The sequence below is a fragment of the Burkholderia pyrrocinia genome (genome assembly GCF_003330765.1).
GTDB lineage: Bacteria > Pseudomonadota > Gammaproteobacteria > Burkholderiales > Burkholderiaceae > Burkholderia > Burkholderia pyrrocinia_B.
In genome coordinates this window covers 21,795-47,296 of record NZ_CP024903.1, presented here as the reverse complement: position 1 = coordinate 47,296, position 25,502 = coordinate 21,795, and the positions used below count along the sequence as shown (strand labels likewise).

The following is a 25,502-nucleotide window of genomic DNA, read 5'->3' as shown; positions in this document are numbered from 1 at the left end:
GCCAGCCGCGGCGCAGGACGGATGCACCGGGCACCCCGCCCGGCATCCGTTCGTCGCCGGACCACGCCATTCCTTCCGCCCCGCCACGCCGCCTTGCATCGGCGCGTGCGCGCCGCTCACCGCTCGCACGACGTCGTGCACATCGCCTTGTCCATTTCACCGAAGAAGGCCTGGTAGTACGCAGGCTCGATCACGGTCTTCGTACGCGAATCGCCGCTGCTGTCCCACACCGTGCGGTCGAACCGCGCGCGCACGACGACATCGCGCGCCCCTGTCACGCGGACCGTCACGACGGCGGCCACGCGCTCGTGATCGGCTTTCGCGGGCAACCCGCCGATACGCGCCTTCAGCGCGCCGCGCAGCAGTTGCCGCCACTTCGGGATCAGCGTGTCGCTGCGCCCCGCCTCGATCAGCCCCGCGTCGCGATCGACCGTCACCGGCGCATAGCCCTGCACGCGCAACACGCCGGCCACCGCGTCGAGCACGCGCGCCTGCGAGGCGCCCGCATAGCGACGGTCGCTCGACATGCGCAGCGTCTGCCGCTCGGCGTCCGTCAGGTCGACCTCGGTCTGGCTCGAGCTGTAGCGCACCAGCGAACCGCCACTGCCGATCTGGCGCTCGGTTTCCGGCTTCGCCGCGCACCCGGCCAGCACCGCGAACAGCCCGGCACAGGCAAGCGCCAGCACGCCGCGACCGCGCGCGGGCGGCGCCGCTGCCATGCTGCGCATCGTGCGCCGCGCCGTCCGCCGGTCGCGAAGACGGCGGCAAATTCCAGTTGATCGGCAATCGGGCGACGCTATGATCGTCATCGGGCATTCTCCTGTCGGCGCCATGATAGGGATGCGCCCCGGCCGCGACAAACGACATTTATTGACCCACCATGTAGCTTTTCTTCGCGATCCCACGATGCGCCGATTGCCGCCCCTGAACGCGCTGCGCAGCTTCGAAGCTGCCGGCCGCCTGCAGAGCCTCACCCTCGCCGCCGAGGAACTGAACGTGACCCAGAGCGCGATCGCGCAGCAGATCCGCGTGCTCGAATCGTTCTTCGGGCAAAAACTGTTCGAACGCGACGGGCGCTCGCTGCGGCTCACGCCGCGCGCGCGGCATTACCTCGTCGACGTCGCGAGTTGCCTCGGGCGGCTCGCGCAGGCGACCGGGCAGATGTTCGAGCCGGTGGGCGGCCATCCGGTCCGGATCAATGCGTCCGTGTCGTTCGCGCACGGATGGTTGCTGACGCAACTTGCCGTATTCCAGGCCGCGTATCCGGACATCGACGTGCAGCTCGTCGCGACTGCCGACGCCGAGCGCGACCAGATCGACGAGACATGCGACATCGTGATCCGCCGCTATACGCCGGAGTTGCGCCGCAAGGGTTTCGTGTCGCGCCCGCTGCTCGCGACCGTCGCGGTGCCGGTATGCGCGCCCGGCCATCCGGTGCTCGAACAGGCGCGCGTGCCGTCGGACCTGCGCAACGCGCCGCTGCTGCATTACGCGGGGCTGCCGCAGGCATGGCAATACTGGTTCCACCAGGCCGGCACGGACGTCACCGAGACACTGCGCGGGCCGTTTTATCGCGAGTTCTTTTTGCTGACCAAGGCCGCCGCGAGCGGGCTCGGCGTGTGCCTCGCGCCGCGCGCGGTGGTCCGCGACGATCTCGCGAGCGGCCGGCTCGTCGCGCTGTTTCCGGAAGTCCACCTGGAAGGGCCGCCGTTTCATTGCCTGTATCGCAACGACGACGATCCCGCGCTGCGCACGTTCGTCGACTGGCTGTTCGCGCGAGCCGAGGAACTGGACGGGCCGGTGGCGGGGTGAACGGCGGGGTGCGGACGGTGTAGCACTGTCACGCTCGGCTACGCGTTCAAGATCTTCATGAACCTGACGCTGTTTGCGGTGAAGCAGGCGCGTGAAGCAGGCGCGCCGCGCCGTTCGCGGCGGCGCAGCGCACACCGCCTTGTTCAGCCCGGAACTCGGTCGGCGCGAGAACGCGCCGCATACTTTTCCCGCTCGCCGACCCAAAGCCGCACGCCGCACGCCAGCACGACGCACTGCGCGCCAATCAGCAGCGAGAATCCGGCGAAGAAGCCGGCGGCCCGTCCGCTGGAGGCGGAGACGGCACCGATCACCCCGCCCATCAGGGTCGGCATGAGGCTCGCGACGAGACTGCCGACGCCGTTGATGATGCCGAACGCGCCGGCGATATGCTCCTGACGCGCGAGACGTTGCGCGGTGCTCGGAATGGCCGGGAGAAACAACCCGCAGCACAGATTCGCGGCAATCAATCCGCAGATGGCCAGATAGGGGGCCGTCGTGCTGATGGCGATCAGCGTGAAAACGGCCACGCATGCGCTCGCGACGATGAACACAACCGGGCGCCGGTCCCGACGCAGGCGATCCAGCAGCAGCCCGCCCAGGAACATGCCCAGCACGAGCGCATACTGCGGCAGCGACGCGAGCCACCCCATTTCCTTCAGCGAGAAGCCGCGCGCTTCCTTCAGGTAGGTGGGCAGCCAGTTGCCGCTCCCCCACAGATAAGCGAGCATCGCCGAAGTCAGTAGCGTCAGGCAGGCCAGATGTTCCGTCCGCAGCGCGCCACGCATCATGCTGTCGGTTCGGGCGGCCGCAGGCAGCATGGACGTCTCGCCCCCCGTACCTCGCCGCGTGTGCACGAACGCCAGCACCAGCGGGATGCCCAACACGGCATTGAGCAGCCCGATCGCGTAGAACGAGCCTTCCCAACGAAGACCGGCGACGAGGTGACCCACCAGCGGATAACCGATCGCGAGCCCGACGCCGGTGCCCATGTTGACGAGCGCATTCGGCTTGCCGTTTTCGGCGGCGTCGAAATGCGTCTTGATATAGGCGGATGCCAGCGGAAACAGCGGCCCTTCGGCGATACCGAGCAATACGCGGGATGCCAGCAGCATGTCGTAGGAACTGAACATCGGCGCCGCGCCGTTGATCACGCCCCAGAAGGCCAGCCCGCACAGCAGGCTTCGACGGACGCCAAGGCGCGCGGCGCAAAGCGGCGTCAACAGGAATGACGAGAACCCGTAGCCGAGCATGAAGGCCGTGGCCAGCCATCCCTGGGAGACGCGGTCCTCTGCGGCCAGGCCGAAATGCTGCAGGAAGCGGCTATCGGTGACCAGCACCGCGATATTGATACGGTCGACGTACGAGATGGCGGCGACTGCAAACAACGCAAGCACGCCCCACCATCTGGCAGAACGGTTATTCATGGCTCCTCCTTTCGGGATCGACGTCCCGGTCTTGTCGTGTTGCGTGATGTCGCGCAGATAGCCCCTTCCCGCAAGGCTCAGCCCGCGCCGACCAGATGCGCGACCGTGTCTTCGAGCGAATAGCGGGCGCGAAAGCCCAGCTCGCGCCAGGCCGCGCCGACATCCGACGGCGCGGGCCGCTGGAACGCGAAACCGGACAAGCCGCCTCGTGGAAGCGGTACGCCTTCGACGCGCAGCGCGGGAAAGTGCCGCCTCACGATCGCGACGAGTTCGTCGAAGGTGACGTGACGGCCGGTGGCGACGTTGTAGACGCGCTGCGTCGGGTTCGTTACCCGCAGTGCGGCGACCGTCGCGGCCGCGCAATCGCGCGCGTCGATGAACTCCTCGCGGCCGCCCCAGAGCAGGCACTGATCGTCGTATCGGGCCGGAATGCCGTTTCGGCCCGCGTGCAACAGGCATTCGAGCATCCTTCCTGGCACGCTGGACGCCCCTTCCGGCTCGTCGCCCAATACCGCCGCATAACGGAGCACGCAGGCATCCACCTGGTATTGCTGCGCATAGGCCAGCGCCAGGTGCTCGCCCGCCACCTTGGTGCATGCATAGAGACTGCCCGGCCGTTCGCTGACCGACAGGCTGGCGAAATCCTCCGGAATCGGCGTCGGCGGCAATGATCCGAACGTCGAGTACGTGACGATGGTGGAACTCGCGATCACCACCCTTCGCAGCGCAAACAGCCGGGACGCCTCCAGTACATGAACAGTCCCCATGATGTTGGTCCGCACGCCGGCCAGCGGGTCGCGCCGGATTGCAGGCGTCAGCATCGCGGCGGTATGCACGATCGAGCGCACGCCGTGCTGCCGGATCAGATCGCACAGGCCGGGCCAGTCGGTCACGTCCGCCTGGACGAAAGGGAGGCCGCCCGCATCGTCGCCCGTCGCCGGCCGGATGTCCGCCAGCAGGACGGTTTCCCCTTGCGCGCGCAACTGCGCGGCAGTCAGCCGGCCGATCAGGCCCGCTCCCGTGATCAGGATGGTCAACGTTTTTCTCCTTGCCGGGCGCATGGGCCGGCGTGATATGTCGTCAGGGCAACGCGGCGAAGGCGAACCGGCATGCAGGCACGGTCATGTTGCCGGGCAGCGCGATCAGTCCGGCCGCCGCAATGCGTAGTCCATCGCATCGAGCTCGGGCCGGTTGCCGACGACGATGTCCGCCATCAGCTTGCCGGCCCCGCACGCTGTGGACCATCCGCTGCCGCCGTGTCCGGCGTTGACGAAAAGGTTGGCCAGCGGCGTGGGGCAGACGAAAGGCACGCCGTCGGGCAAGGTGGGGCGAAATCCTGTCCAGAAGGCCGGCGCGCCCAGATCCGCCGCCTTCGGGAAGATCGCTTCGAAGGTGCTTGCCAGTTGCCGGCATCGCGCCGGGTCGATTCGATGATCGTTGCCGACGACCTCGGCGATGCCGGAAACCCGGATCTGGTCGCCAAGGCGGGCAATCCCCGTCTTGCACGAGAAGTCGAACATCGAATGTCGAGGCGCGCGCTCCGGGTCGAGCAGCGTGGCGGTCATCGAGTAGCCTTTGACGGGATACACGGGCATCGGGACGATCCGGTCGAGCAGCATCGATGTGTCGCAGCCGGCGGCAATGACAACCGCATCGGCGGACAATTCGACGTCGTGCGAGATCAACTGCTTGATGCGCGTGCCCGAGCGCCCTGATGCTTCGATTTCGATGCGGTCGACCGGCGTATTCCACAGGAACGTGCCGCCCTGACGCTGCACGACGGCCGCAAGCGCGCCGGTGAAGCGCCGGCAATCCCCGGACTGGTCGCCGGGCAGATGCAACGCGCCGAAAAGCCCCGGCGACGATTGCGCCAATGCCGGCTCCATGGCGAACACCTGCTCGGGCGACAGGAACGCGCCGGTGATCCCCATGGCGTGGAGGTAGCCGACATGGCCGTCCACCAGCGTGCGCGGCACCGGCTCACGGTAGATCTGCAGTACACCGTCCTGGCTGCGACGATAGTCGATGCCGACAGCGGATTCGATGTCATGCCGGCACACGTGGGAATACATGGCGAGCCGCGTCAGCCTCGCGCGGTTGACGGCGAATCGATCCGGCCGGCACGCCTTGAGCGATCGCATCATCCACGCGATCTGGCGCAGCGAGAAATCGGGCCGCCACTTGAATGGCGCCGATCTGTCGAACAGCGAGCGGAAGGCCATCCCCACCGCACCCGGCGCGGACCACGGTGCCGACAGGCCGGCCGACAGAAAGCCGCCGTTGGCGTGGCTGCATTCCATCGCCGGGTCCGCTTGCCGGTCGACGACCGTGACCTGGCATCCGTTGTCTTGCAGGAAATAGGCGGTCGTGACGCCCACGACTCCCGCCCCGACGACGACGACATTCATCTTCCGGACTCCTCTTCACATTTAATGAATGTGCCACCTGCGATTTCGTCGGCGTCGATCGTCGCGGCGGCAGTCGAGGCATTCTGTCGGATGCTGCAAAGGCGTGCGAGGTATAGTTTCACCACGCGAACCCAAAGGACGCCGACATGCTCCGAAGCAGCCAGGTTTCAGGAGTGAAATCGATCAATTCGCTGAAGCGCGGCCTGGACGTATTGACTGCGCTGGACGGCACGTGCGCCGCGACGTTTTCGGAGCTTCGGGCACAAACGGCGCTTCCCAAGGCAACGCTGGCCCGCGTGCTGAAAACGCTTCGTGAATCGGGATGGATTCAGTACCACGTCGACAGCGGCCGCTACGCACTTGCGCCGCAAGCCTCGGCACCGCCTCCCGCGACCATCCGGCATGCACGCCTTGCCGAACTGGCATCGGAACCACGCGCAACGCTGCAGCGCCGTGTGCCCTGGCCGACCGACATGGGCGTGCGCGATGGCGTCGCCATGCTCAGTCTCGATGGCCCTCACGCGCGCAACAGCATCGCGGCCAACTGGCGGGTGCTCGGATCCCGCCCGTCGATGTTGCGATCCTCTCTCGGACGCTGTTATCTGTCGTTTTGCCCCGATGCGGAACGGCAGGAGATCCTCGCCGCGCTGCGCCACTCGCGAGACGAAGCGGATCGGGCCGCATTGCAGGCGGACGAACCGAGCCGGATGATTGCGCAGGTTCGCCGGCAAGGCTACGCGACGCGCAACGCGTCGCACACCAGCCAGGACTCACCGGAGCGCTTCGGGGCGCTGGCCGTGCCGATACTCGATCAAGACCATGCGATTGCCTGCCTCTGCGTCGTATGGATACTCCCCCTCGCCGGCGAACGGCAGATCCTCGACACATGCCTGGAGCCGTTGCAGCACGCGGCGCGAGCCATCGGCGAAAAAATTCGGCTGGGGGCGCAGGGATAGTGGCCTGCCTGGCACTCGCCGGTGGTCGAATCTTCGCGGGCGCGTCGTTTCGGTGTGCGTGGCGCCGGCGTTGGCGCAGCGCTCGGCGCAGGCAGGAACGACGTCTGCGCCCAATCGTCGAGTTGCTCGACAGAACGTCGCCAGGTTCCGCGCCGCCACCGGAGAAACCAACTTGCCCGGGCCGGAGGCAAAGTACTGCGCGCCCCGAAATTCAATCACTCCTGTGACCGCTGCCGGCCATCGCGCCGCGCATGAAAAAGCGGCCCCCGTATCGCACGAGGGCCGCATCAAAGCGCCGGAGAAAATTCCGCCTAGCGATCAGAACGTATGCCGCACGCCGATCCGCACGAGCGTCTGCGTGTCGCCGGCGGACGAGATGCCGTTGCCGACGTCGCCGACCGACGCCGTCGCGTTGACGACGTTGCCGTACGGATCGAGCGTCTTGCCGCTCGCCTTCTGGTAGCCGACGAGGCCGTACAGCGCCGTCCGCTTCGACAGGTAGTAATACGAGGCCAGGTTCAGCTGGTGATACTTCGGCGCGGCTTCGCCGTCGACCGAACTGCCGCGCGTGAAGTCGTAGCCCGCCGCGACACGCAGCGCCGGCGACACCTGCCACGACGCCGTGCCGCCGATCGAGTTATAGGTCGCCGTGCCGGCGAACGTCGAGAACGCGCCCGCCCGGTACTGCGTGTTGCTGTACGACAGGCCCAGCGTCACCGCGCCGATCTGGTAGGTCGACGCGGCCGCGACGATCTGCATGCTCTTCGACGACGCAAAGCCTTCGTTGATCGACGACGCGAACGTACCGTCGTACGAGCCGGTCCATGCGCCGCCGTTCGCGCCAAATGCATTGGTCGCATACAGGTACGCCGCGCCGACCGCGAACGGCCCGTTCACGTACTGGCCGCCGACGCTCCACGTGTTCTGGTTTTTCGCACTGCCCGCCTGGTTGCCGAAGCCGTACAGCGCGCCGAACGTGAATCCGCCGAATTTCGGGCTCACGTACTTGACCGAGTTGTTCTCGCGCGCCTGGTTGTCGATGTTGTCGAGATCGCCCGGATGCGCACCCATGCCGGTCAGGAACGAGCCCGGCCCGATCGTGCCGACGAAATCGACGATCGGATCGTACTGCCGGCCCATCGTCAATGTGCCGTAGCGCGTGCTCGACAGCCCCAGCCACGCCTGGCGGCCGAACATCCGGCCGCCCTGGCCGAGCTGCCCGGTGCCGATGTTGAAGCCGTTCTCGATCTGGAAGACGGCCGCGAGCCCGTCGCCGAGGTCTTCCTTGCCTTTCAGCCCCCAGCGGCTGCCGGACCACGTCCCGCTCGCGAAGCTGTAACTCGACGCGCCGTGATACGCGACCGGCGAACCGAGCGAACCCTTGCCCGTCGCGACGCGCTGGTTGCTCGTGTACCCCAACCCCGCGTCGACGATCCCGTAGAGCGTGACGGTGCCTTGCGCATGCGCAGTGGTGCAGAGGCCACCGGCGACGCACAATGCGAATGTGATCTTCTTCATGTAGAGGATTCCTATTTATTCAATCGATACCATCCGATACCACCGGATACGACACATCCCGTCAGGCGGGATGCCGACCTACGCCGATTCGGACAGCCATTGCGCGACACGCGCGACGAGCCGGTCCGCTTCGTCGAAGCATTCGACGCCCGCCACCTGCGGTGCATCGCAAATCGTGAACACCGGCTTGCCCCACTGCAGACCGAGCGCGATTTCGGACAGCGTGCCGAGGCCGCCGCCTACTGCGATCAGGCATAACGACGCGCGCGCGATCAGTGCGTTGCGCGTGATACCGAGCCCGGTCGGCAGCGCGACGGTCAGATACGGATTCGCGTGCTGCGCATCGTCCTCGGGCAGCAGCCCGATCGCACACCCGCCCGCCGCATGCGCGCCCCGCGCAGCGGCCTCCATCACGCCCTGCTTGCCGCCGCCGACGAGCGCGACGCCCGCCGCCGCGAGCCCGTGCGCAATCCGTTCGGCCATGCGCAACTGCAGTTCCGTCGCGTCGCGCGGCCCGATCACGCCGACCGGCATCCGGTGCCGCCGTGCGCCGCGTTGCCGTTCCGCGAGCCGCGCGAGCGCATCGCACGCGGCTTCCGACCATTCAATGACGTCGTTGCCGTGCAAGGCCTTCCCCCAATGCAAGAACACAGGTGCAAAGCGCCGTCAGCACGATCGACAGCACGGCGGCCTGCGAGAAATCGGTCTGTCCGTCGGACAGCTTCAGGTACATCAGCAGCGGCAGGATGTTGATCTGCGTGCCGGCCAGCGCAAGCGCCGTGCCGTACGTGCCGAGCGCGATCGCCGTCACGAGGCACCACGCCGACGCGACCGACGGCCACAGCTCGCGCCACGCGACGTCGAACCACGCGCGCCACGGCCGCGCGCCGAGCGTCAGCGCCGCCTCGAGCGGCCGCCGGTCGAGATTCGCGAGCGCCGGATAGAGGATCAGCGCGACGCGCGGGATCAGGTAGTACGCGTACGCGAAAGCGAGCCCCGGCATCGAGTAGATCGCACCGCCGACGACGGTCGGGTCCGCGCCGAGCGACGCAAGCAGCATCGTCACGAAACCGGCGCGGCCGAACACGAGGATGAAGCCGTAGGCGATCACGAGACCGGAGAACGCCAGCGGCACGCCGAGCAGTGCGAGCGACCAGCGGCGCCGCGCCGGCGACTGCCCGGCCAGCGCGAACGCGACCGGCACGCCGACGGCGACGGACAGCGTGCCGGCGCCGATCGCGAGCGCCAGCGAACGCACGATCGCGTCGGCGACGAGCGGATCGCCGAATACCGCGGCGAACGCTCGGCCACCACCGTCGAACGCAGCGCCGACGAGCGCGGCGAGCGGCAGCACGAAGCACACCGCGAACAGCCCGGCCGCCGGCACCGCGCCGTAGCGGCGCAGGATGCCGCGCTGCATGGAGGACACCCGCATCGTGCGCCCCTTACTTGCCGAGCGTGGCCTGCGACCAGAGCTGGTCGACCTCGGCCTTGCGCGTCGCGGCCTTCGCGACGTCGAGCGGACGCACCTGCGGCGCGTTCGGCAGCTTCGCGGCAACCTCCCGCGCGACCGGCGTGCCGGGCACGACCGGGCGCACGTAGCCCTGCGCGAACAGCGCCTGGCCGACATCGCTCATCACCAGGTTGAGCCACAGTTGCGCGGCGGCCGGATTCGGGCCGTTCTTCACGAGACTCATCGCGTACGGTGCCGATACGCTGCCGTCCTGCGGGATCACGACTTCAGCCGCATCGCCCATGCCGTCCGCGTACTTGGCCTTGAGTCCGTCGTTTTCATAGCCGATCAGGATCGGAATCTCGCCCTTGACGAACTTCGCGTACGGCGTCGTACCTTCGACGCGCAGCACGTTGCCCGCATTCTTCAGCTTGCCGAAGAATTCCGCGCCCGGCTTCGGATTGTCGACGCTGCCGCCGCTCGCATAGGCGGCCGCGAACACGGCGACCTGCCCCTGCCCGGTCGAGCGCGGATCGAGATAGACGACCGCGTTGCGGTACTCGGGCTTCAGCAGGTCGGACCAGCGCTGCGGCACGTCCTTGACGAGCTTCCGGTTGACGAGGAAGGCGATATTCAGCGAATGCACGGCGAACCACCGGCCGTCGGCGGCGCGAAACACGGCCGGCAGCTTGTCGAAATTGACCGGCTTGAACGGGGCGACCACGTCCTTGGCCGTAGCATCGAGCGCCGACGCGGCGAAGTAGTACGCGGTATCGGCCTGCGGGCGCCGCCGCGACTTGTCGAGCGCGACGACCGTCGCCGCCGAGCCGATGTCGTTGTAGGTGATCTCGACCTTCGGGTAGCGTTTGCGGAATTCGGCGAACAGCGATTTCCAGTTCGCCCATTCCGGGCCCGTGTCGAACGATACGACGAGCCCTTCGTCGGCGGCCTTTTCGTACAGTGCGTCCTCGCCGGGATACAGCGGCGCGGCGTGGGCGAGCGCCGGCGCGAGCGTCGCGAACGCGCAGAGCGCCAGCAGGCGGCGGCGCATCGCATGGAGGAAGAGGCGGCGTGCAGACATCGTGATTCTCCGTTGAATGAATGAATGAGGTAGCCCGTGCTTACGCGGCGGGCAGCACGAGCAGATGGCGCGGCTCGATCGACACGCAGCGCGCGGGGAGTTCGCGCCCCTCGCCGAGCAGCGCGTCGGCCGCGCCCGTCGGCACGAAGTCGAAGCGCTGGGTCGCGCCGAAATAGCGCACTTCGCCGACCCGGCCGTCGATGCGGTTCGCCGCATGCTCGGGAGGGTCGGGCTGCAGGTGTTCCGGCCGGACCAGCACGTCGACCGTGTCGCCCGGCCGGTGCGCGCCCGTATCCGCGTGCAGCGTGGCGAAACGCACGTCGACCGCGCCGTGCGCGAGCACGCGGCCGCGCAACAGCGTCGAATGCCCGACGAAGCGGGCGACCTGCGCGGTCGCCGGGCGCTCGTACAGGTCGCGCGGGGTGCCGGCCTGCAGCACGCGTCCGCCGTCGACGATCGCCACGCGGTCGGCCATGCTGAGCGCCTCGTCCTGGTCGTGCGTGACGAGCAGCGTCGTCGCGCCGCATGCGCGCTGCAGCGCGCGGATCTCGTCGCGCAACTGGTGACGAATCCCGGCATCGAGCGCCGCGAGCGGCTCGTCGAGCAGCAGCAGCTTCGGCTCGATCACGAGCGCGCGAGCCAGCGCGACGCGCTGCTGCTGTCCGCCCGACAGCATCGCCGTGCTGCGGCCGGCCTGCGCCGCGAGGCCGACGCGCTCGAGCATCTCGAGCGCGCGGCGGCGGCGCGGCGCCGCCGCCATGCCGCGCATCTTCAGCCCGTAGCCGACGTTGTCGACGACCGACAGGTTCGGGAACAGCGCGTAATGCTGGAACACCATCCCGACCTCGCGCCGCCACACCGGGACGCCGGCCACGTCGCCGCCGCCGATCGCGATGCGGCCGAGGTAGCCGTCGAGCAACCCGGCGGCCAGCCGCAGCAGCGTCGATTTGCCGGAGCCGCTGCGGCCCATCACGGCGAGCAGCTCGCCCTGGCTTGCGGACAGCGTGACCGCGTCGACGCCGTGACCGGCGCCCGGATACTGAAAGCTGACGTTTTCGAAATCGAGGCTCATGGCGGATTCACTTCAGGCGTTGCACCGTGCAGACGGACACCAGCGTCGCGAGCACGGCGAGGACGAGCAGCACGACGGTCGCCGCGCAGGCCATCCCCGACGCGCCGTAGAACGCCTGCAGCAGCACGATCGGATAGTTGCGATAGCGGAAGCCCGCGATCAGGTTCGAGATCTGGAATTCGCCGATCGACAGCGCGGCCACCATCACGAGGCCGGAAAACAGGCTGTGCCGCAGGTTCGGCAGCACGATCGTGAAGAACTGGCGCAGCGGCGTCGCGCCGAGCGTTGCCGCGCTGGCCTCGAGATGCGCGAGGCCCAGGTGGCGCAGGTCGCTCAGCAGCGTCTGCAGCAGATACGGCAGCGTCAGCACGGCGTGAGCGGCGATCATCAGCGGCAGCGTGCCGAGCCACGGCAGCGTGTCGCCGCTGAAGATCGCGATGTAGCCGAAGCCGAGCGTCAGCGCCGGCACCGCGATCGGCATCAGCATCACGACGCGCGCCGCGAAGCCGCGGCCGGCCAGTGCGCGGTGATGCAACGCGTACGCGAGCGGCAACCCCAGCACCGCATTGATCGCGCAGCAGGCGAGCGCGACGACGAGGCTCACGCCGAATGCCCGCGTGAAGCTGCGATTCGTCGCGAGATCCACGAACCAGTGAGACGTGACACCCGTCGGCAGCAGCGTATTCGTCCACGACTCGCCGACCGAGCCGATCAGCAGCAGCGCGATCGGTAGCGCGAGGTAGAGGCAGAACGCCGCGGCGAGCGCCCGCAGCAGCAGGCGCCCCGCCGTCGCGCGCGGCCATTTGTTGCGACGAATCGGAACACCAGCGGCGACGGCCGGGGTGGTTGACGGATGCATGGACAGGCTCGCTGACGGAAACGGAACAGGCCGCACGAGGTCCGCCGGATGCGACCGGCAGGCCTTGTCGTGACAGGCGCAGTGTGCGGAGGCGACATGGCATCGTCATGAAAAAAACGTACAACGCCCGCATCGATCTGTGCGTGGAAGGAATAGCTCGCCATGAAGCACCTGTTTCCGAACGTCGCGGAACTGCACGCGTTCGCGAGTTCGGTGAAGTACCTGAACTTCTCGTATGCGGCCCGCGAGCTCGGCCTGACGCCGAGTGCGGTCAGCCGGCAGATCGCGAATCTCGAGGCGCTGTTCGGCGTCAAGCTGTTCGTGCGCGAGGGGCGCAACCTCGCGCTCACGCGTGCCGGACAGGTCTATCACGCGCGCGTGATCGGCCCGCTGCGCGAGATCGGCAATGCGTCGATCGAATTGCTGAGCGCGCGCGAGAACAGCGACCTGTTGACGATCGCGAGCGTGCCGACCTTCACGACGAAGTGGCTCGTGCCGCGGCTCGCGCGCTTTCTGGCCGGCGCGCCGGGCGTCACGCTGAGCTTTCGCCGCCATCTGGCCCACGGCGACGTGTTTCCGTTCGGGCTCGACGCGGCGATCCGCTACGGCGACGGTTCATGGGAAGGCATTCGAAGCGATTACCTGGACGGCCGCACCTTCGTGCCCGTCTGCTCCCGCGAATTCGCCGCAACGTATGCGCTGCGCACGCCCGTCGACGCGGTATCCGCGCCGCGGCTCGTGCACGAGCAGGCGGAGATCGCGTGGTCCATGTGGGCGGAACGCCATCGCGCCGTGCACATGAACGCGCTGGCCGGGCCGCGCTTCGAACAGTACTCGGTGCTGATCCAGGCCGCGCAGGCCGGGCTCGGGCTCGCGCTCGTGCCGCGCTTCCTGATCGACGACAATCTCGCGACCGGCGCGCTCGTCGAGCCGTTCGACGCGCCCGTCGACGTCGACGCGCAGGGGCACTACCTGTGCTACGCGCCGGAACGCCTGGACACGAGTGCCGCGTTGCGGCGCTTCAGGGAATGGATGCTGGACGAATGCGCAAACGGATGAGCCGGCCCCGCAGGGCCGGCGAAAGCGGGCGGTACAGCGCCGCCGGTGGCCCGGCGCCGCGCCGCCCGTTACGTCAACGCCCGATACCCAGCCCCGGCAGCACGCCCGTGTTCTCGGCCACCACCGCATGCAGCAGGCGCGGATCGGCGCCGAGCAGCCCGAGGATCGTCGGCGCGACCTGCTTCGTGCCGACCAGATCGCTCACGGTGCGCGCACGATGGATGCCCGGATACGACACGAGCAGGCCGAGATGGCTGTCGTCCGGCGCGTTGCCGCCGTGCTCCTCGTCCTTCTTCGTGCTCGACGTGTAGATCACGCCCGGATTCGGCTGGACGACGATGTCCGGCGTGCGGCCGTTGGCCGGATCGCCGAAGCGGTCGGCGAGCGCCGCGCCGTACAGGATGTAGGCCTGCGAACCGTCCGCGCAGATCCCCGGCGCGTTGCAGCCCAGGTTCGCCTTCAGCGTCTGCACGACGGCCGTGCGCTGGCTGCGGTCGCGCAGCCAGATCAGGCCGACGTCGTCGGTCTGCACGAAGCCCGTGCCGACCAGGCCCGAACCGTCGTTCAGGTTGCCCGTCGTCGTGTTGCTCTGGCCGAAGTTGCCGTTCGGATCGATGTAGTTGTTCGTTTCGAGCAGCTTCGTCAGCGTGTCGCCGTTCTTCACGAGCTTCGTGTGATCGGTCGGCGACTGGCCGTGCTTCGACGTGACGATCACGGCCGTCGACGTGTACAGGTTGGCCTGCTTCAGCGCCGCGACGATATGACCGATCGAATTGTCGACATACGTGATCGCGTTCGCGACCTGCCCGTTCGGCGTGAAGTTCGCGTCGAGATACCCGCCGCCCTTCGCGACCGGCGCCTTCTCCGCGACGCTGAGCGTCTGGAAGTCAGCGCCGAACAGCGTCGGCACCGGCGCGCTCTTCGTGCCCGTCGAATCGCGGCCGCCGATCTGGTTGATCAGCGCCTGCACGTGCAGGTTGTCGAAGCGCGCGGTGTGCGAATAGACGTCCGTGTAGTCGGTGTTCGTCGCCGGGTCGATCGAGTTGATCTCGGTGCGCATCATGTCGTCGACGCCGTTGCCCGACGGACCGTTCAGCCAGTCGTAACCCCATGCATGCTTGTCGGCCCACGCGGTGTGCGAATTCGGCACGCCGGCCTTCACGGCTTCGAACACCGTATTGGTCTTCACGTAGTTGTGCGGATAGACCGGCACGCACTGGCCGCCCACGCGCGCATGCGGGATCGCCTGCGGGTTGAACGCGCCGCCGCCGTCGAGGTGCACGAGCTTGCCGCCGTTGAACGCGTCGATGCCGGTCGTTTCGTCGAACACGACGTTCCAGCCCTGCTTGCCCGAGCACGTCGTGTCGCCCGGCGCATACAGGTTGCGGTCATACGACACGTCGTAGAACAGGCCGGCCGTCTTCGGCGAGCCGCCCGTCACGAGCGCCGCGAGGCCCGGGAACGAATCCGACAGGCCGGGCGTGTACGCATTCGTGTACGTCACGCCGCTTTGCGCGAGCACCGCGATGTTCGGGCACGTGTTCGCGCCGATGCAGCGCGCGAGATCCTGCTCGTGCAGGCCGTCGACGCTGATCAGCAGCACGTGCTTCACGACGCGGCGCGCATGGCCGCCGTTCTCGCCCTGGCTGTTGCCGTCCTGCTGCGCCGCGTGCGCGCCCACGCTTGCGAGCGCCAGCGCGCCCGCCACCATCGCCACCATTTTTCGTTGTTTCACGAACCTGGAAATCATCACCCCACCTCATCGATTGACGTTGAACTGCATGACTTGCCATCAGCCGCGCAAAATATCGCCGGATCGTGCGGCGGACGGATGAAGCGGGGCTTTCTGTTCTCTGTCAAACGTAACCAATCGCAAGTGACATGAAGCGGTCGCAATGCGGTGCCCTCGAGGGTGGCGGCGCAAGCGACCGGATTTTTTTTCGGCTTGGCCCGCGACTATTGGCGTGTGATAAAGGGTTTTCCCTGACCCGGAGCACGAGTATGTCGACCCTGGAAGCTCTCCGGTTCGTGCTGGACGATGCACGTACCCCCGAAATCATTCGCCATCACGTCGTCGACGCGCTGCAGTACGCGTTGCGCAACCACGGACAGGTGTTCACGGCGAAGGAAGTCGAATGGCTGACGCAGTGGGACGACGCGCGTCTGCCGCTGGCCGCGAGGAAGGAACTGGACAAGCGCGAACCGGCGATCGCCGCGCGCTGAAAAAAAGCCGCCGCGCCCGGCTTGTGCGGACGCGGCGGCAACGGATGGCAGAACGGCTTACTGCAGCCCGAAGTCGACGCGGGTCGTCGCGCCCTTGTCTTCGATGCCCTTCGCATCGAGCTTCGGCGCCACGACGAACACGCGGCTCGAATCGATCTTGCCGTCGAGGTACTGGCGCACGGCCTGCGCGCGCTGCTGCGCGAGCGCACGCAGCGCGTTGTCGTCGGCCGGCGCGTGATCGGCCAGCGCCTGCTTCATGTCCGCATCGGGCAACGTCTTCTGCAGGCCGACCAGGTTGCGCGGCTTCTTGAAGTCGGCAGCCTTGTACGCGCGCGTCAGGTACTTCGTGTATTCGGCCGGGTCGACCTTCACCGACATCGGATCGACGCTCTCGCCCTGGCCGACCACGTCCTTCAGCTTCTGCTGGCGCACCAGCCGGTCGACATACGCATCGCGCAGCCCCGGCGTGTCCTTCGCCGGATCGACGCGGCCGATCAGGTCGAGGCGGATCGACGGCTTCTCGGTCAGCATCTTCACGACGGTATCGAGCTTCTTCTGCTGCGCATCGGTCAGCTCGTACTTGCCCGGCGCGAACTCGACATAGCCGAGATCCTCGCCGCCCCCGCCGAACGCATTCGCGAGGAGCGTGAACGGCGACGTGACGGCCTTCGCGATCAGGTTCAGCACCGCGTGCCAGATCAGCCCGCCGATGCTGAACTCCGGATTCGACAGCGAACCGGACACCGGCAGGTTCACGTCGATCTGGCCACGCGTGTTCTTCAGCAGCGAGATCGCGAGCTTCACCGGCAGCTTCGTCGCCGTGTCGTTGTCGACGTGGTCGCCGAACGTGAGCTGGTCGATGAAGATGTGGTTGTTCGCCGACAGCTGGTCGTTCGCGAGCTGGTAGTGCAGATCGACGTTGAGCTTGCCCTTCGTAATCGGATAGCCCGCGTACTTCGCCGAATACGGCGTCAGGTTGGTCAGCTCGATGTCGTGTGCGGTCGCCGTGAGGTCGAGCGCCGGCTTCTCGATCAGCGGGTTCACCGAGCCCTTGATCGAGATCGGCCCGTTGCCCGCGAGGTTCGCGGCGACATCGACCGGCGCGGACGTCGTCGAATCCGTGCCGAACGCGCCGACCGTGCCCTTGATCGCGACGAGGTTCGCCGTGTAGTTCGGCTTGATGAAGTTGTCCGTGTACGTGACGCGGCCGTTCTGCAGCAGCAGCTCGCCGAAGTGCATCCGCACCGGGTGCTGCGGCGGCGGCGCGGCCTTCACGATCGCCGTCGCCGACGCGGCGGCCGGCGCGGACGCCTGCTGCACGGCTGCGGCGGACGCGGCCGATGCGGCGGCCGGCGGCGTCATGCCCGGCGACAGCGGCACCGGTTCGCCCTTGCTTGCGTCACGCGTGAGCGACTGCGCTGGGCCCGACTCCTTCGCGACGACGTCCTTCAGGTTCAGCCGCCCTTGCGCGTCGAGCAGCACGCGGCCGTAGAAGTTCGAGAACGTCACGCGCGCGGCATCGACGTCGGTGCCCTTCTCGTCGTAGTTCGCCTTCAGGTTCGACAGCGCGAGCGAGCGCCAGCCCGCGAACGGGTCGGACGTCGCCTTGTCGAGCATCCGCACGTCGACGAGCGCGACGTCGCCGCGATAGGTCGCGCGCATCGCGTCCTTCGCCTGCGCGAACGTCAGGTTGCCCTGCGCGTTGAGCAGCGCGCTCGCGATGGTCGCGTTCAGCGCGCTGCCGAAGTACGGCTCGAACGCGGCCGCGTCGAGGCGGTCGCCGTTGATCTTCAGGCCGAGCTTCAGCGGCTGCGCGGTGACGTCGCCCGTCACGTTCAGCGAACCCTTGCGGTTCAGCGTCGCCTTCAGTTGCACCGGCAACGGCTTCGTCATGTCGTCGCTGAGCTTCTGCACCGACAGCTCCAGCGGCTTGATCGCCAGCTTCACCGGGCGCGGCGTCGACAGGTCGGTGAAGTTCGCGGATGAATCCTTCACGTTCAGCGCGTCGATCCGGTAATGCCACGACGGCGCGGCAGCCTCGGCCTTGCGCGCGACCGTGCGTTTCGGCACCGACGCCTGCGCGGGTTCGGCCAGCGCCGCGAGGTCGATCTTGCCGTCCTTCAGGCGTGTCACGTCGAGCGCAAGCCCGCTCACGTCGACGCTCGCGATCTCCGCGGTGCGCGCGGCGACGTCGACTTTCGCGATCTTCGCGCTCGCATCGGGCAGCACGATCGCGGGCGCCTTCGTGTCGGGCGTCGCGATCTTCAGCGACTTCAGGCTGACCGTGCTGTCGGCGACCTGCGCGGCGAGCGGCGTCTTGCCCCAGTCGGCCTTCGCGTTGACCATCGCGCCGAGCGTGCCGTCGAGCACGCGCGCGCGCGTCGCTTCGCCGAGGTACGGCTGCAACGCCGGCAGCGCGAGCGCGGCGACCGTCAGCTTCGTGTCGGCCTGCTTCTCCGCGAGATTGAACGCACCTTCGGCGGTCACGTCGCCGCCGCGCGACAGCGACGTCGACAGCGTGTATTTCGCGGGCGTCTTGCCCTGCAGCGAGAAGCCGTCGAGCGTCGCGGCGAGCTTCGTGAGCGACAGCGCGGTCGGCGTTGCCGGCACGCGGTCGTCGACGTTGACCGTGCCGCCGTCGATCGCGAAATGACGGATCGTCAGGTCGAGCGGCGGCGCCGCCTTCGCGTCGGCTTCGACCTTCGCGCCGCTTGCCGCTTCTGCGGAGGCGGCCGTTGCGCCCGACGCCGCCGGCTTGTCTGCGACGGCCTTCGGTGCGGCGGCCGGCTGCGCGGCGAGCTTCTCGACGTTCAGCACGCCCTGCTTGTCGCGCGCCAGGTCGACCACCGGCTGGTCGATCCGGATCTCGTCGAAGTGCATCGCGTTGCGCAGCGGCTCCAGGCTGGCCGCCGCGACGTGCACGCCGCGCGCGGCGAACAGCGGCGCGGACGCACGGTCCGTCACCTTCGCGTCGTTCAGGTCGACCGTGCCCGACACGCGCAGCGCGGGCTTATCGCCGCTCATCACGAAATTGACCGCGAGGTCGCTGCTCAGCAGGCCGCTCGTCAAGGCCACCGGCAGCTTCGCCGGCACGTACGAGATCAGCTTCGGCATGTCGAGACGGTCGAACTTCAGCGCGATCTCCGACTCGCGCGACTGCGCGAACGGCTTGGTCTTGCCGTCGATCGCGATCGGGCTGCCGTCGAAACGCATGCGCAGCTTCGGCTCGACGAAGATGTCGGTCTTCGACGGCAGCGTCGCGATATACGGGATGCCGAGCGTCCAGTTGTCGACGACGTGCTTTTCGTTCAGCAGACGGTCGTCGAAATCGATGCGGCCGTTGTTGACCTGGATGTTCGACACCGAGAACAGCGTCGGCTTGCTTTCGGGTTTCGACGGCGTCGAGAACTTCTCGATCAGGTCGGTGAAATTGAAGCGCTGCGCATCGTAGCGGACGATGTGGAAGAACGGCGAATCGAGGCGGACCTCGTTGACGATCGGCGCGCCGCGGAACAGCGACGACCACGACGGCCGCACGACGAGCTTCGCGATGTCGACGAAGTCGCCCTGGCCGCCACGCTCGCCGAGGTGGATGCCGTCGGCTTCGAGATTCAGCGTGTACGGGTTCAGTGCGATGCGCTGGATCGTGGCCGGCCGGTCGAGCTGCTTGCTCAGTTGCTGTTCGGCGACATGGCGGATCAGCGGCGGCGCCGCGAAGAACCCGAGCAGTCCGAACAAAACGAGAAAGATCAGCACGCCGATACTGATACGCCGGGTCCGGCGCGAGCGTGCAACGCCGCCGAGGGCATGGAGGGTCGAGGATACGGTTTTTTTGTCTGCGCTTGCCATGCTTGAATGCCTCGGGAATGGATGCCGGGCCGCACCGGAAAACCGGGCGGCCGCGCACGCTATCCCGAAAGTATAGGCTCAGGAGGTGACGGTACGGGGTTCGGGCGCCGCCGCGCCCGTCGGTCGGACAACAGCGCCGGTCATCCGTTCATTTCCGGATGACGACGGGCGGCATCCACGACCCGTCGCTCGCCTGCGGCTTCGGTGCGTACAGGCGCAACGCGAGCGCGAAATCGGCGCGCGGCGCCGGCAGCCAATTGGCCGCATGCGTGCCGCCCGGCGATGCCGACACGACGATGTCGATCGAGCCGTCGTGGTTGCGGCGCAGCCGGTCGCGATCGCCGAGCGAGCGGCGCGCCGACCCGAGGTCGGGCAGCGCACCGTTCGTCGTGTAGGGCGTGAGCGTCCAGAACGCGCGCGCCGGCGGCAACGCGCCCGGCGCGAAATGCAGCACGTAGCGGTTCGCGCCATTCAGCGAATGGCCGTCGCTGTCGACGCGGACGACCGCGAGCGTCTCGTCGTCGCGCGTCGCTGCGCCGAACTGCGTGTAGGCCGCGTACGCGCGCAGCGCGTAGTCCTGGCCGTACTTGCCGGCCGTGTCGCCGATCCAGCTCCAGCCGTTCGCGTTCAGCAGGTTCGACGGCGGCGCCGCGAGCCGCGCGCGCGCCTCGGCGACGCCGGCCGTCGCGGCCGTAAGGCGATCGCCCGTCCACAGCACCGGGGAGCCGGCCGACACGCCGATGTCGCCGAGCAACTGCTGCGCGTGTGCGTCGTCGGCCGGCGCCGGGTTGTCCTGCAGCGCCTGCGCGAAGCGCGCGAAGAACGCCTTCGGGTCGAGCGCGGCCACCTGCTCGGCCGGCGTGCCGCCGCCCACCGCTTCGGACGGCGCGCTGCCCGCATGGACCGCGACCGACGCGCCGCGCGCGGCGCCCGTATAAACGGACAGCGGCACCACGCGGATCGCGCGCTGCAGTTTCTTCACGTTCGTGAGGTCGCGCCCGCCGCTCGTCTGCAGCCGCACTTCGAGCCATGCATTGCCCGACGGCACGTCGACGCGCAGCGCGCCCTTCGGCAGCGCGCCCTGCCAGTCCTTCGCGGCGAAGGCAATCGTTTGCGATCGTGCGCCACCGCGGGCAGCACGCGCCGCCACGCTCGACGACGACCACAGCACGTTGGTCCACATGTCGAGCGCGCGCGCGTCCCAGTAGCGGCCGCGCGTGTCGGGCAGCGTGACGATCACGGGTTCGGCGGCGACGTCGAGCCAGCCGGTGGAGTCGAGCGTGTCGACGCCCGGCAGCGGCGGATTGACCGCGCCGACCGGCGGCAGCGCCTGCGCGTGGCGCAGCGTGTTGAGCGGCGCCTGCCCCGGTTGCGCGCCGTCGCCGCCCGTCGCCGCTTCCTTCGCGACATCCATCAGCACGAGCGGATACGCATAGACATAGGAGTCGGCGACTTCCGCGCGCATCCAGCCGGTTTTCCGCTGGATCGCGTCCGGTTGCGACGCACACCCCGCAAGCAACGCCGCAATGGCCAGCGACGCGCACGCGCGCCGCAGAGAAACTGATTCTCGTTGGTTTTCAATCATCGATTACTGGCCGAATATCGTTCTTTTCAATTAACACCTTGTTCGACTCGCGCACGGCGAAAGCAAGGCACCCCAGCCTGCCCGGATGGCCGTTTCGCGACCGTGGGCGCTGATGTCAGGCCGGTATCATAGCGCCTAAGGGCATCCCCCAATATGCCGAATAACGGGTCGAGCGCTAGTTCCGCCGCCGTCGGGCAGCGTCGCGGCGGCTCAGGATGATCAGGCACCCTATTCTGACGGTGTGTCGTATCGTCGCTGCCGCTTGACCTTCCCATCATGGCAATGTTGATACTGGGATCATTCGCGGCACGAACCGCGCTTTTGGGGAATCCGACATGACCGAACCACTTGCCTCCGCAGCGCTGCAAACGATCGAACTGAGCGTCGACGGCATGCATTGCGGCGGCTGCACCGGCCGCGTGCAGCGCGCGCTGGCCGCCGTGCCGGGCGTCGTCGATGCGACGGTCGACCTCGACGCGCACGCGGCGACGGTGACCGCGCAGGAAGCGGTCGAGCCCGGCCAGCTCGTCGACGCGGTCGGCGAAGCCGGCTACCGTGCGGCCGTGCGTGAAGCGCCGGTCGCAGCCGTCGCGACCGCGCATGCGGCTCCCGCGCTGCGCGCCGAAACGCCGCCCGTGCCGGCGGCGCTGCCCGCGGCGGCCGCCACGATCGAACTCGATATCGACGGGATGACCTGCGCGTCGTGCGTGTCGCGCGTCGAGAAGGCACTCGCAAAGGTGCCGGGCGTCACGCGCGCGTCGGTCAACCTGGCGACCGAACGGGCCACGATCGACGCCTCGGCCGACGTTTCCGCGCCGCAACTGGCGGACGCCGTGAAGCAGGCCGGCTATGGCGCGACGCCGACGATGCCGGATGCAGCCGCCGTCGCTGCCATGCCTGCCACGCCCGCCAGCATCGAACTCGACATCGGCGGCATGACCTGCGCGTCCTGCGCCGGGCGCGTCGAAAAAGCGCTGGCCGCCGTGCCGGGCGTCGCGCGTGCGGCGGTCAATCTCGCGACCGAGCGCGCGTCGGTGCACGGCGCCGGCGCACTCGACGCCGCCACGCTGATCGCGGCGGTCACGACGGCCGGCTACCGCGCGTCGCTCGCCACCGCGCCGGCCGCCAGCGCCGACGCGCAACCGGCCAGCCCGGCGCAGGACCCCGATGCCCGCAAGCGCCGCGAAGCGGTTCGCGAACGCAACCTCGTGATCTGGTCCGCGGTGCTGAGTGCGCCGCTCGTCGCGCCGATGCTCGTCGCGCCGTTCGGCATCGACCTGATGCTGCCCGGCTGGCTCCAGCTCGTGCTCGCGTCGATCGTCCAGTTCGGCTTCGGCGCGCGCTTCTACCGCGCGGCCTGGCATGCGGTGAAGGCGCGCGCCGGCAACATGGACCTGCTCGTCGCGCTCGGCACCTCGGCCGCGTACGGGCTGAGCCTGTGGATGCTGCTGCGCGATCCCGCGCATCCCGGGCACCTGTATTTCGAGGCGTCGGCCGTCATCGTCACGCTCGTGCGCTTCGGCAAATGGCTCGAATCGCGCGCGAAGCACCAGACCACCGAGGCGATCCGCGCGCTGAACGCGCTGCGCCCCGACCGCGCGCGCGTCGTCGAGCACGGCGTCGAACGCGACGTGCCGCTGTCGCAGGTGCGCGTCGGCACCCGCGTCAGCATCCGCCCCGGCGAGCGCGTGCCGGTCGACGGCCGGATCGCGTCGGGCCGCTCGCACATCGACGAATCGCTGATCACCGGCGAGAGCCTGCCCGTGCCGAAGGACGACGGCGATCCCGTCACGGCCGGCTCGATCAATGGCGAAGGCGCGCTCGTCGTCGAAACCACCGCAATCGGCGCGGAGACGACGCTCGCGCGCATCATCCGCCTCGTCGAATCCGCGCAGGCCGAGAAGGCGCCGATCCAGCGGCTCGTCGACCGCGTGAGCGAGGTGTTCGTGCCGGCGATCCTCGGCATCGCGGTGCTGACGCTGGTCGGCTGGCTGATCGCCGGCGCCGGCACGGAAACCGCGATCCTCAACGCAGTCGCAGTGCTCGTCATCGCGTGCCCGTGCGCGCTCGGCCTCGCGACGCCCGCCGCGATCATGGCCGGCACGGGCGTCGCGGCACGACACGGCGTGCTGATCAAGGACGCGCAGGCGCTCGAACTCGCGCAGCGCACGACCGTGATCGCGTTCGACAAGACCGGCACGCTGACCGAAGGCAAGCCGTCCGTGACGGCGTTCGACGCCGTCGGCGTGCCGCGCGACGAAGCACTCGCGCTCGCGGCGGCGGTGCAGCGTCAGAGCGACCATCCGCTCGCGCGCGCCGTGGTCGCCGCGCACGACGCGGACGTTGCCGCGCGCGGCGACACGTTGCCGCCGGCTGTCGCGGCCGATGCGCGCGCGGTGGCCGGACGCGGCGTGGAAGCGCGCGTCGGCACGCAGTTGCTCGCGCTCGGCAGCACGCGCTGGCGCGACGAGCTCGGCATCGCGGTGCCGCCCGCGCTCGACGCTCGCGCGGCGGAGCTCGAACGCGCGGGCAACACGATCTCGTGGCTGATGCGCGCCGATGCGCCGCGCGCGTTGCTCGCGCTGATCGCGTTCGGCGACACCGTGAAGCCGGGCGCCCGCGATGCGATCGCGGCGCTGTCGGCGCGCGGCGTCGTGAGCGCACTCGTGACGGGCGACAACCGTGGCAGCGCGGCGGCCGTCGCGGCGTCGCTCGGGATCGGCGAAGTGCATGCGCAGGTGCTGCCCGACGACAAGGCGCGCGTCGTCGCCGAACTGAAGCGCACGCACGGCGGGATCGTCGCGATGGTCGGCGACGGGATCAACGATGCGCCTGCGCTCGCCGCGGCCGATGTCGGGATCGCGATGGCGACTGGCACGGACGTCGCGATGCACACGGCCGGCATCACGCTGATGCGCGGCGATCCGGCGCTCGTCGCCGACGCGATCGACATCTCCAGACGCACGTACCGCAAGATCCAGCAGAACCTGTTCTGGGCGTTCGTCTACAACCTGGTCGGCGTGCCGCTAGCGGCGCTCGGCTGGCTGAACCCGGTGATCGCGGGCGCGGCGATGGCGTTTTCCAGCGTCAGCGTCGTGACCAACGCGCTGCTGCTGCGGAGATGGAAGGGCCGCGCACGCTGATGCGGCCGGTAGCGATTGCCGGACGGCCGAATGGCCGTTCGGCGTTCGGCGTTCGGCGTTCGGCGTTCGGCGTTCGGCGTTCGGCGTTCGGCGTTCGGCGTTCGGCGTTCGGCGTTCGGCGCTCGGCGCTCGGCGCTCGGCGCTCGGCGAACAGGAAGGCTCGGGAGGATTGCCGGTGTTGGTCGCTCGCGGCGTATCGAATCGGCAGCGCGTGACGACACGGCGGCGGCAAGCGAATTCAGCCGGGGATAACCGGCTTGATCAAGGTCGTCGTGATGGGCGCGAAGCCGCACGCGCGATACAGCGCGCGGGCCGCCGTGTTGTGATTGAACACCGACAGCCCGATCTCGGTGACGCCGTACCGACGCGCCTCGGCATCGAGCGCCTCGAGCGCGCGCGTGGCCCAGCGCTGGCGGCGCCGGGACGGGACGATGTCGAGGTCGTAGATGAACAGCGTGCGGTTCGGCCCTTCGGGCACGACCGCGTACCAGAGGTCGCCCACCGCGTCGCCGCTGGCGCCGTCGATGAGCACGACGAGGGTCTGGCCGGATGTCAGCAAGCCGTCCGGCAGCAGCGTGTCGAAACAGGCGCGCGCACGATCGGCCGCGTCTTCGACAGCATTTTGTCCGGATGAAACGAGATCGCGCGCGTAGCCGTCGATGGCTCGCGTGCGGTACGCGTGGAATTCGCCGGCCGTCATCGGCCGCATCTGCAGCATGGCCCGGTCGCCGTGAACAGAATCAGACTTCCAGTGTAGCGGCACGGTCGCGCCGGCGCGCGATGCGGCGGCGGAAAGCGGGCGGGCAGGTGCGGCGAGCGCCGCGCCGAATCAGCGAATCAGCGAATCAGCGAATCAGCGAATCAGCGAATCAGCGACGGTACAGGACGATCGGCACGAGATGCGCACGGCGCACGCGCTCGGCTTCGGCACGACGCGCAGCGTACGAGTATTCGGCGTCGAGCGGGAGGTGCGGCGACACGAACAGGTCGTCGATCTTTTGCAGCAGGGCGAGGATGAAGCTCATGTGAGACTCCTGACAGATATTTCTAGGGTTTTCCC

General features: G+C 68.5%; 20 protein-coding genes. 5 read left to right on the top strand and 15 right to left on the bottom strand.

The genetic code is table 11. From position 1 onward, the window contains the following. Positions 1-116 precede the first annotated feature (116 nt). Complete coding sequence (locus tag CUJ89_RS17775) at positions 117-719, bottom strand: hypothetical protein (RefSeq protein ID WP_236655025.1); 603 nt, start codon at positions 717-719, stop codon at positions 117-119. Positions 720-906: 187 nt separating this feature from the next. Between CUJ89_RS17775 and CUJ89_RS17770 the strand changes: the two genes are divergently transcribed. Then, positions 907-1,812, top strand: coding sequence for a LysR substrate-binding domain-containing protein (locus CUJ89_RS17770; protein ID WP_236655024.1), 906 nt, complete (start codon positions 907-909; stop codon positions 1,810-1,812). A 143-nt stretch (positions 1,813-1,955) separates the two neighbouring features. On the opposite strand, the gene CUJ89_RS17765 is transcribed toward CUJ89_RS17770, so the two are convergent. The 3 genes from CUJ89_RS17765 to CUJ89_RS17755 all read right to left on the bottom strand — a co-directional run bounded on the left by CUJ89_RS17765 (position 1,956) and on the right by CUJ89_RS17755 (position 5,644). Continuing rightward, entirely contained in the window at positions 1,956-3,236 is a 1,281-nt protein-coding gene (locus tag CUJ89_RS17765) for an MFS transporter (protein ID WP_114178702.1), read from the bottom strand. A gap of 77 nt (positions 3,237-3,313) precedes the next feature. Then, positions 3,314-4,273, bottom strand: a complete 960-nt coding sequence (locus CUJ89_RS17760; protein ID WP_114178701.1) for an NAD-dependent epimerase/dehydratase family protein — start codon at positions 4,271-4,273, stop codon at positions 3,314-3,316. 105 nt (positions 4,274-4,378) lie between these two features. Beyond that, entirely contained in the window at positions 4,379-5,644 is a 1,266-nt protein-coding gene (locus CUJ89_RS17755) for a D-amino acid dehydrogenase (RefSeq protein ID WP_114178700.1), read from the bottom strand. 146 nt (positions 5,645-5,790) lie between these two features. Here CUJ89_RS17755 and CUJ89_RS17750 point away from each other — a divergent pair, with 146 nt between their 5' ends. Beyond that, positions 5,791-6,600, top strand: coding sequence for a helix-turn-helix domain-containing protein (locus tag CUJ89_RS17750; protein ID WP_114178699.1), 810 nt, complete (start codon positions 5,791-5,793; stop codon positions 6,598-6,600). 318 nt (positions 6,601-6,918) lie between these two features. Here the strand turns inward: CUJ89_RS17750 and CUJ89_RS17745 are convergent, their stop codons facing one another. The 6 genes from CUJ89_RS17745 to CUJ89_RS17720 all read right to left on the bottom strand — a co-directional run bounded on the left by CUJ89_RS17745 (position 6,919) and on the right by CUJ89_RS17720 (position 12,583). Further along, the gene (locus CUJ89_RS17745; RefSeq protein ID WP_114178698.1) at positions 6,919-8,118 is read right to left on the bottom strand and encodes a porin; all 1,200 of its coding nucleotides are present in this window, start codon (positions 8,116-8,118) and stop codon (positions 6,919-6,921) included. A 78-nt stretch (positions 8,119-8,196) separates the two neighbouring features. Next, positions 8,197-8,652: a TIGR00725 family protein gene (locus tag CUJ89_RS17740; protein WP_114181423.1), complete on the bottom strand. Its 456-nt coding sequence runs from the start codon at positions 8,650-8,652 to the stop codon at positions 8,197-8,199. Positions 8,653-8,722: 70 nt separating this feature from the next. Continuing rightward, the gene (locus tag CUJ89_RS17735) at positions 8,723-9,553 is read right to left on the bottom strand and encodes an ABC transporter permease (protein ID WP_114178697.1); all 831 of its coding nucleotides are present in this window, start codon (positions 9,551-9,553) and stop codon (positions 8,723-8,725) included. A 10-nt stretch (positions 9,554-9,563) separates the two neighbouring features. After that, a complete protein-coding gene (locus CUJ89_RS17730) occupies positions 9,564-10,652 on the bottom strand; it encodes an extracellular solute-binding protein (RefSeq protein ID WP_114178696.1) in 1,089 nt (362 codons plus the stop codon). 40 nt (positions 10,653-10,692) lie between these two features. Further along, the gene (locus tag CUJ89_RS17725) at positions 10,693-11,724 is read right to left on the bottom strand and encodes an ABC transporter ATP-binding protein (protein ID WP_114178695.1); all 1,032 of its coding nucleotides are present in this window, start codon (positions 11,722-11,724) and stop codon (positions 10,693-10,695) included. A gap of 7 nt (positions 11,725-11,731) precedes the next feature. Further along, positions 11,732-12,583 (bottom strand): ABC transporter permease, encoded by an 852-nt coding sequence (locus CUJ89_RS17720; RefSeq protein WP_114178694.1) that lies wholly within the window; start codon positions 12,581-12,583, stop codon positions 11,732-11,734. A gap of 162 nt (positions 12,584-12,745) precedes the next feature. Here CUJ89_RS17720 and CUJ89_RS17715 point away from each other — a divergent pair, with 162 nt between their 5' ends. Then, a complete protein-coding gene (locus tag CUJ89_RS17715; RefSeq protein WP_114178693.1) occupies positions 12,746-13,642 on the top strand; it encodes a LysR substrate-binding domain-containing protein in 897 nt (298 codons plus the stop codon). Positions 13,643-13,715: 73 nt separating this feature from the next. Here CUJ89_RS17715 and CUJ89_RS17710 read toward each other — a convergent pair whose 3' ends face one another. Continuing rightward, positions 13,716-15,392, bottom strand: a complete 1,677-nt coding sequence (locus CUJ89_RS17710) for an alkaline phosphatase family protein (RefSeq protein WP_114178692.1) — start codon at positions 15,390-15,392, stop codon at positions 13,716-13,718. A 251-nt stretch (positions 15,393-15,643) separates the two neighbouring features. Between CUJ89_RS17710 and CUJ89_RS17705 the strand changes: the two genes are divergently transcribed. Further along, complete coding sequence (locus CUJ89_RS17705; RefSeq protein ID WP_201752359.1) at positions 15,644-15,865, top strand: hypothetical protein; 222 nt, start codon at positions 15,644-15,646, stop codon at positions 15,863-15,865. Positions 15,866-15,922: 57 nt separating this feature from the next. On the opposite strand, the gene CUJ89_RS17700 is transcribed toward CUJ89_RS17705, so the two are convergent. Together CUJ89_RS17700 and CUJ89_RS17695 are read right to left on the bottom strand one after the other, a co-directional pair. Beyond that, positions 15,923-19,714, bottom strand: a complete 3,792-nt coding sequence (locus tag CUJ89_RS17700; RefSeq protein WP_114178690.1) for a DUF748 domain-containing protein — start codon at positions 19,712-19,714, stop codon at positions 15,923-15,925. A gap of 148 nt (positions 19,715-19,862) precedes the next feature. Continuing rightward, the gene (locus tag CUJ89_RS17695) at positions 19,863-21,299 is read right to left on the bottom strand and encodes a DUF1254 domain-containing protein (RefSeq protein WP_114178689.1); all 1,437 of its coding nucleotides are present in this window, start codon (positions 21,297-21,299) and stop codon (positions 19,863-19,865) included. A 335-nt stretch (positions 21,300-21,634) separates the two neighbouring features. Between CUJ89_RS17695 and CUJ89_RS17690 the strand changes: the two genes are divergently transcribed. Next, a complete protein-coding gene (locus tag CUJ89_RS17690; RefSeq protein WP_114178688.1) occupies positions 21,635-24,442 on the top strand; it encodes a heavy metal translocating P-type ATPase in 2,808 nt (935 codons plus the stop codon). Positions 24,443-24,680: 238 nt separating this feature from the next. On the opposite strand, the gene CUJ89_RS17680 is transcribed toward CUJ89_RS17690, so the two are convergent. Together CUJ89_RS17680 and CUJ89_RS38290 are read right to left on the bottom strand one after the other, a co-directional pair. Continuing rightward, positions 24,681-25,160, bottom strand: a complete 480-nt coding sequence (locus tag CUJ89_RS17680; protein WP_114178687.1) for a GNAT family N-acetyltransferase — start codon at positions 25,158-25,160, stop codon at positions 24,681-24,683. A gap of 151 nt (positions 25,161-25,311) precedes the next feature. Next, complete coding sequence (locus tag CUJ89_RS38290; RefSeq protein ID WP_006481665.1) at positions 25,312-25,467, bottom strand: hypothetical protein; 156 nt, start codon at positions 25,465-25,467, stop codon at positions 25,312-25,314. Between the last annotated feature and the right edge of the window lie 35 nt (positions 25,468-25,502).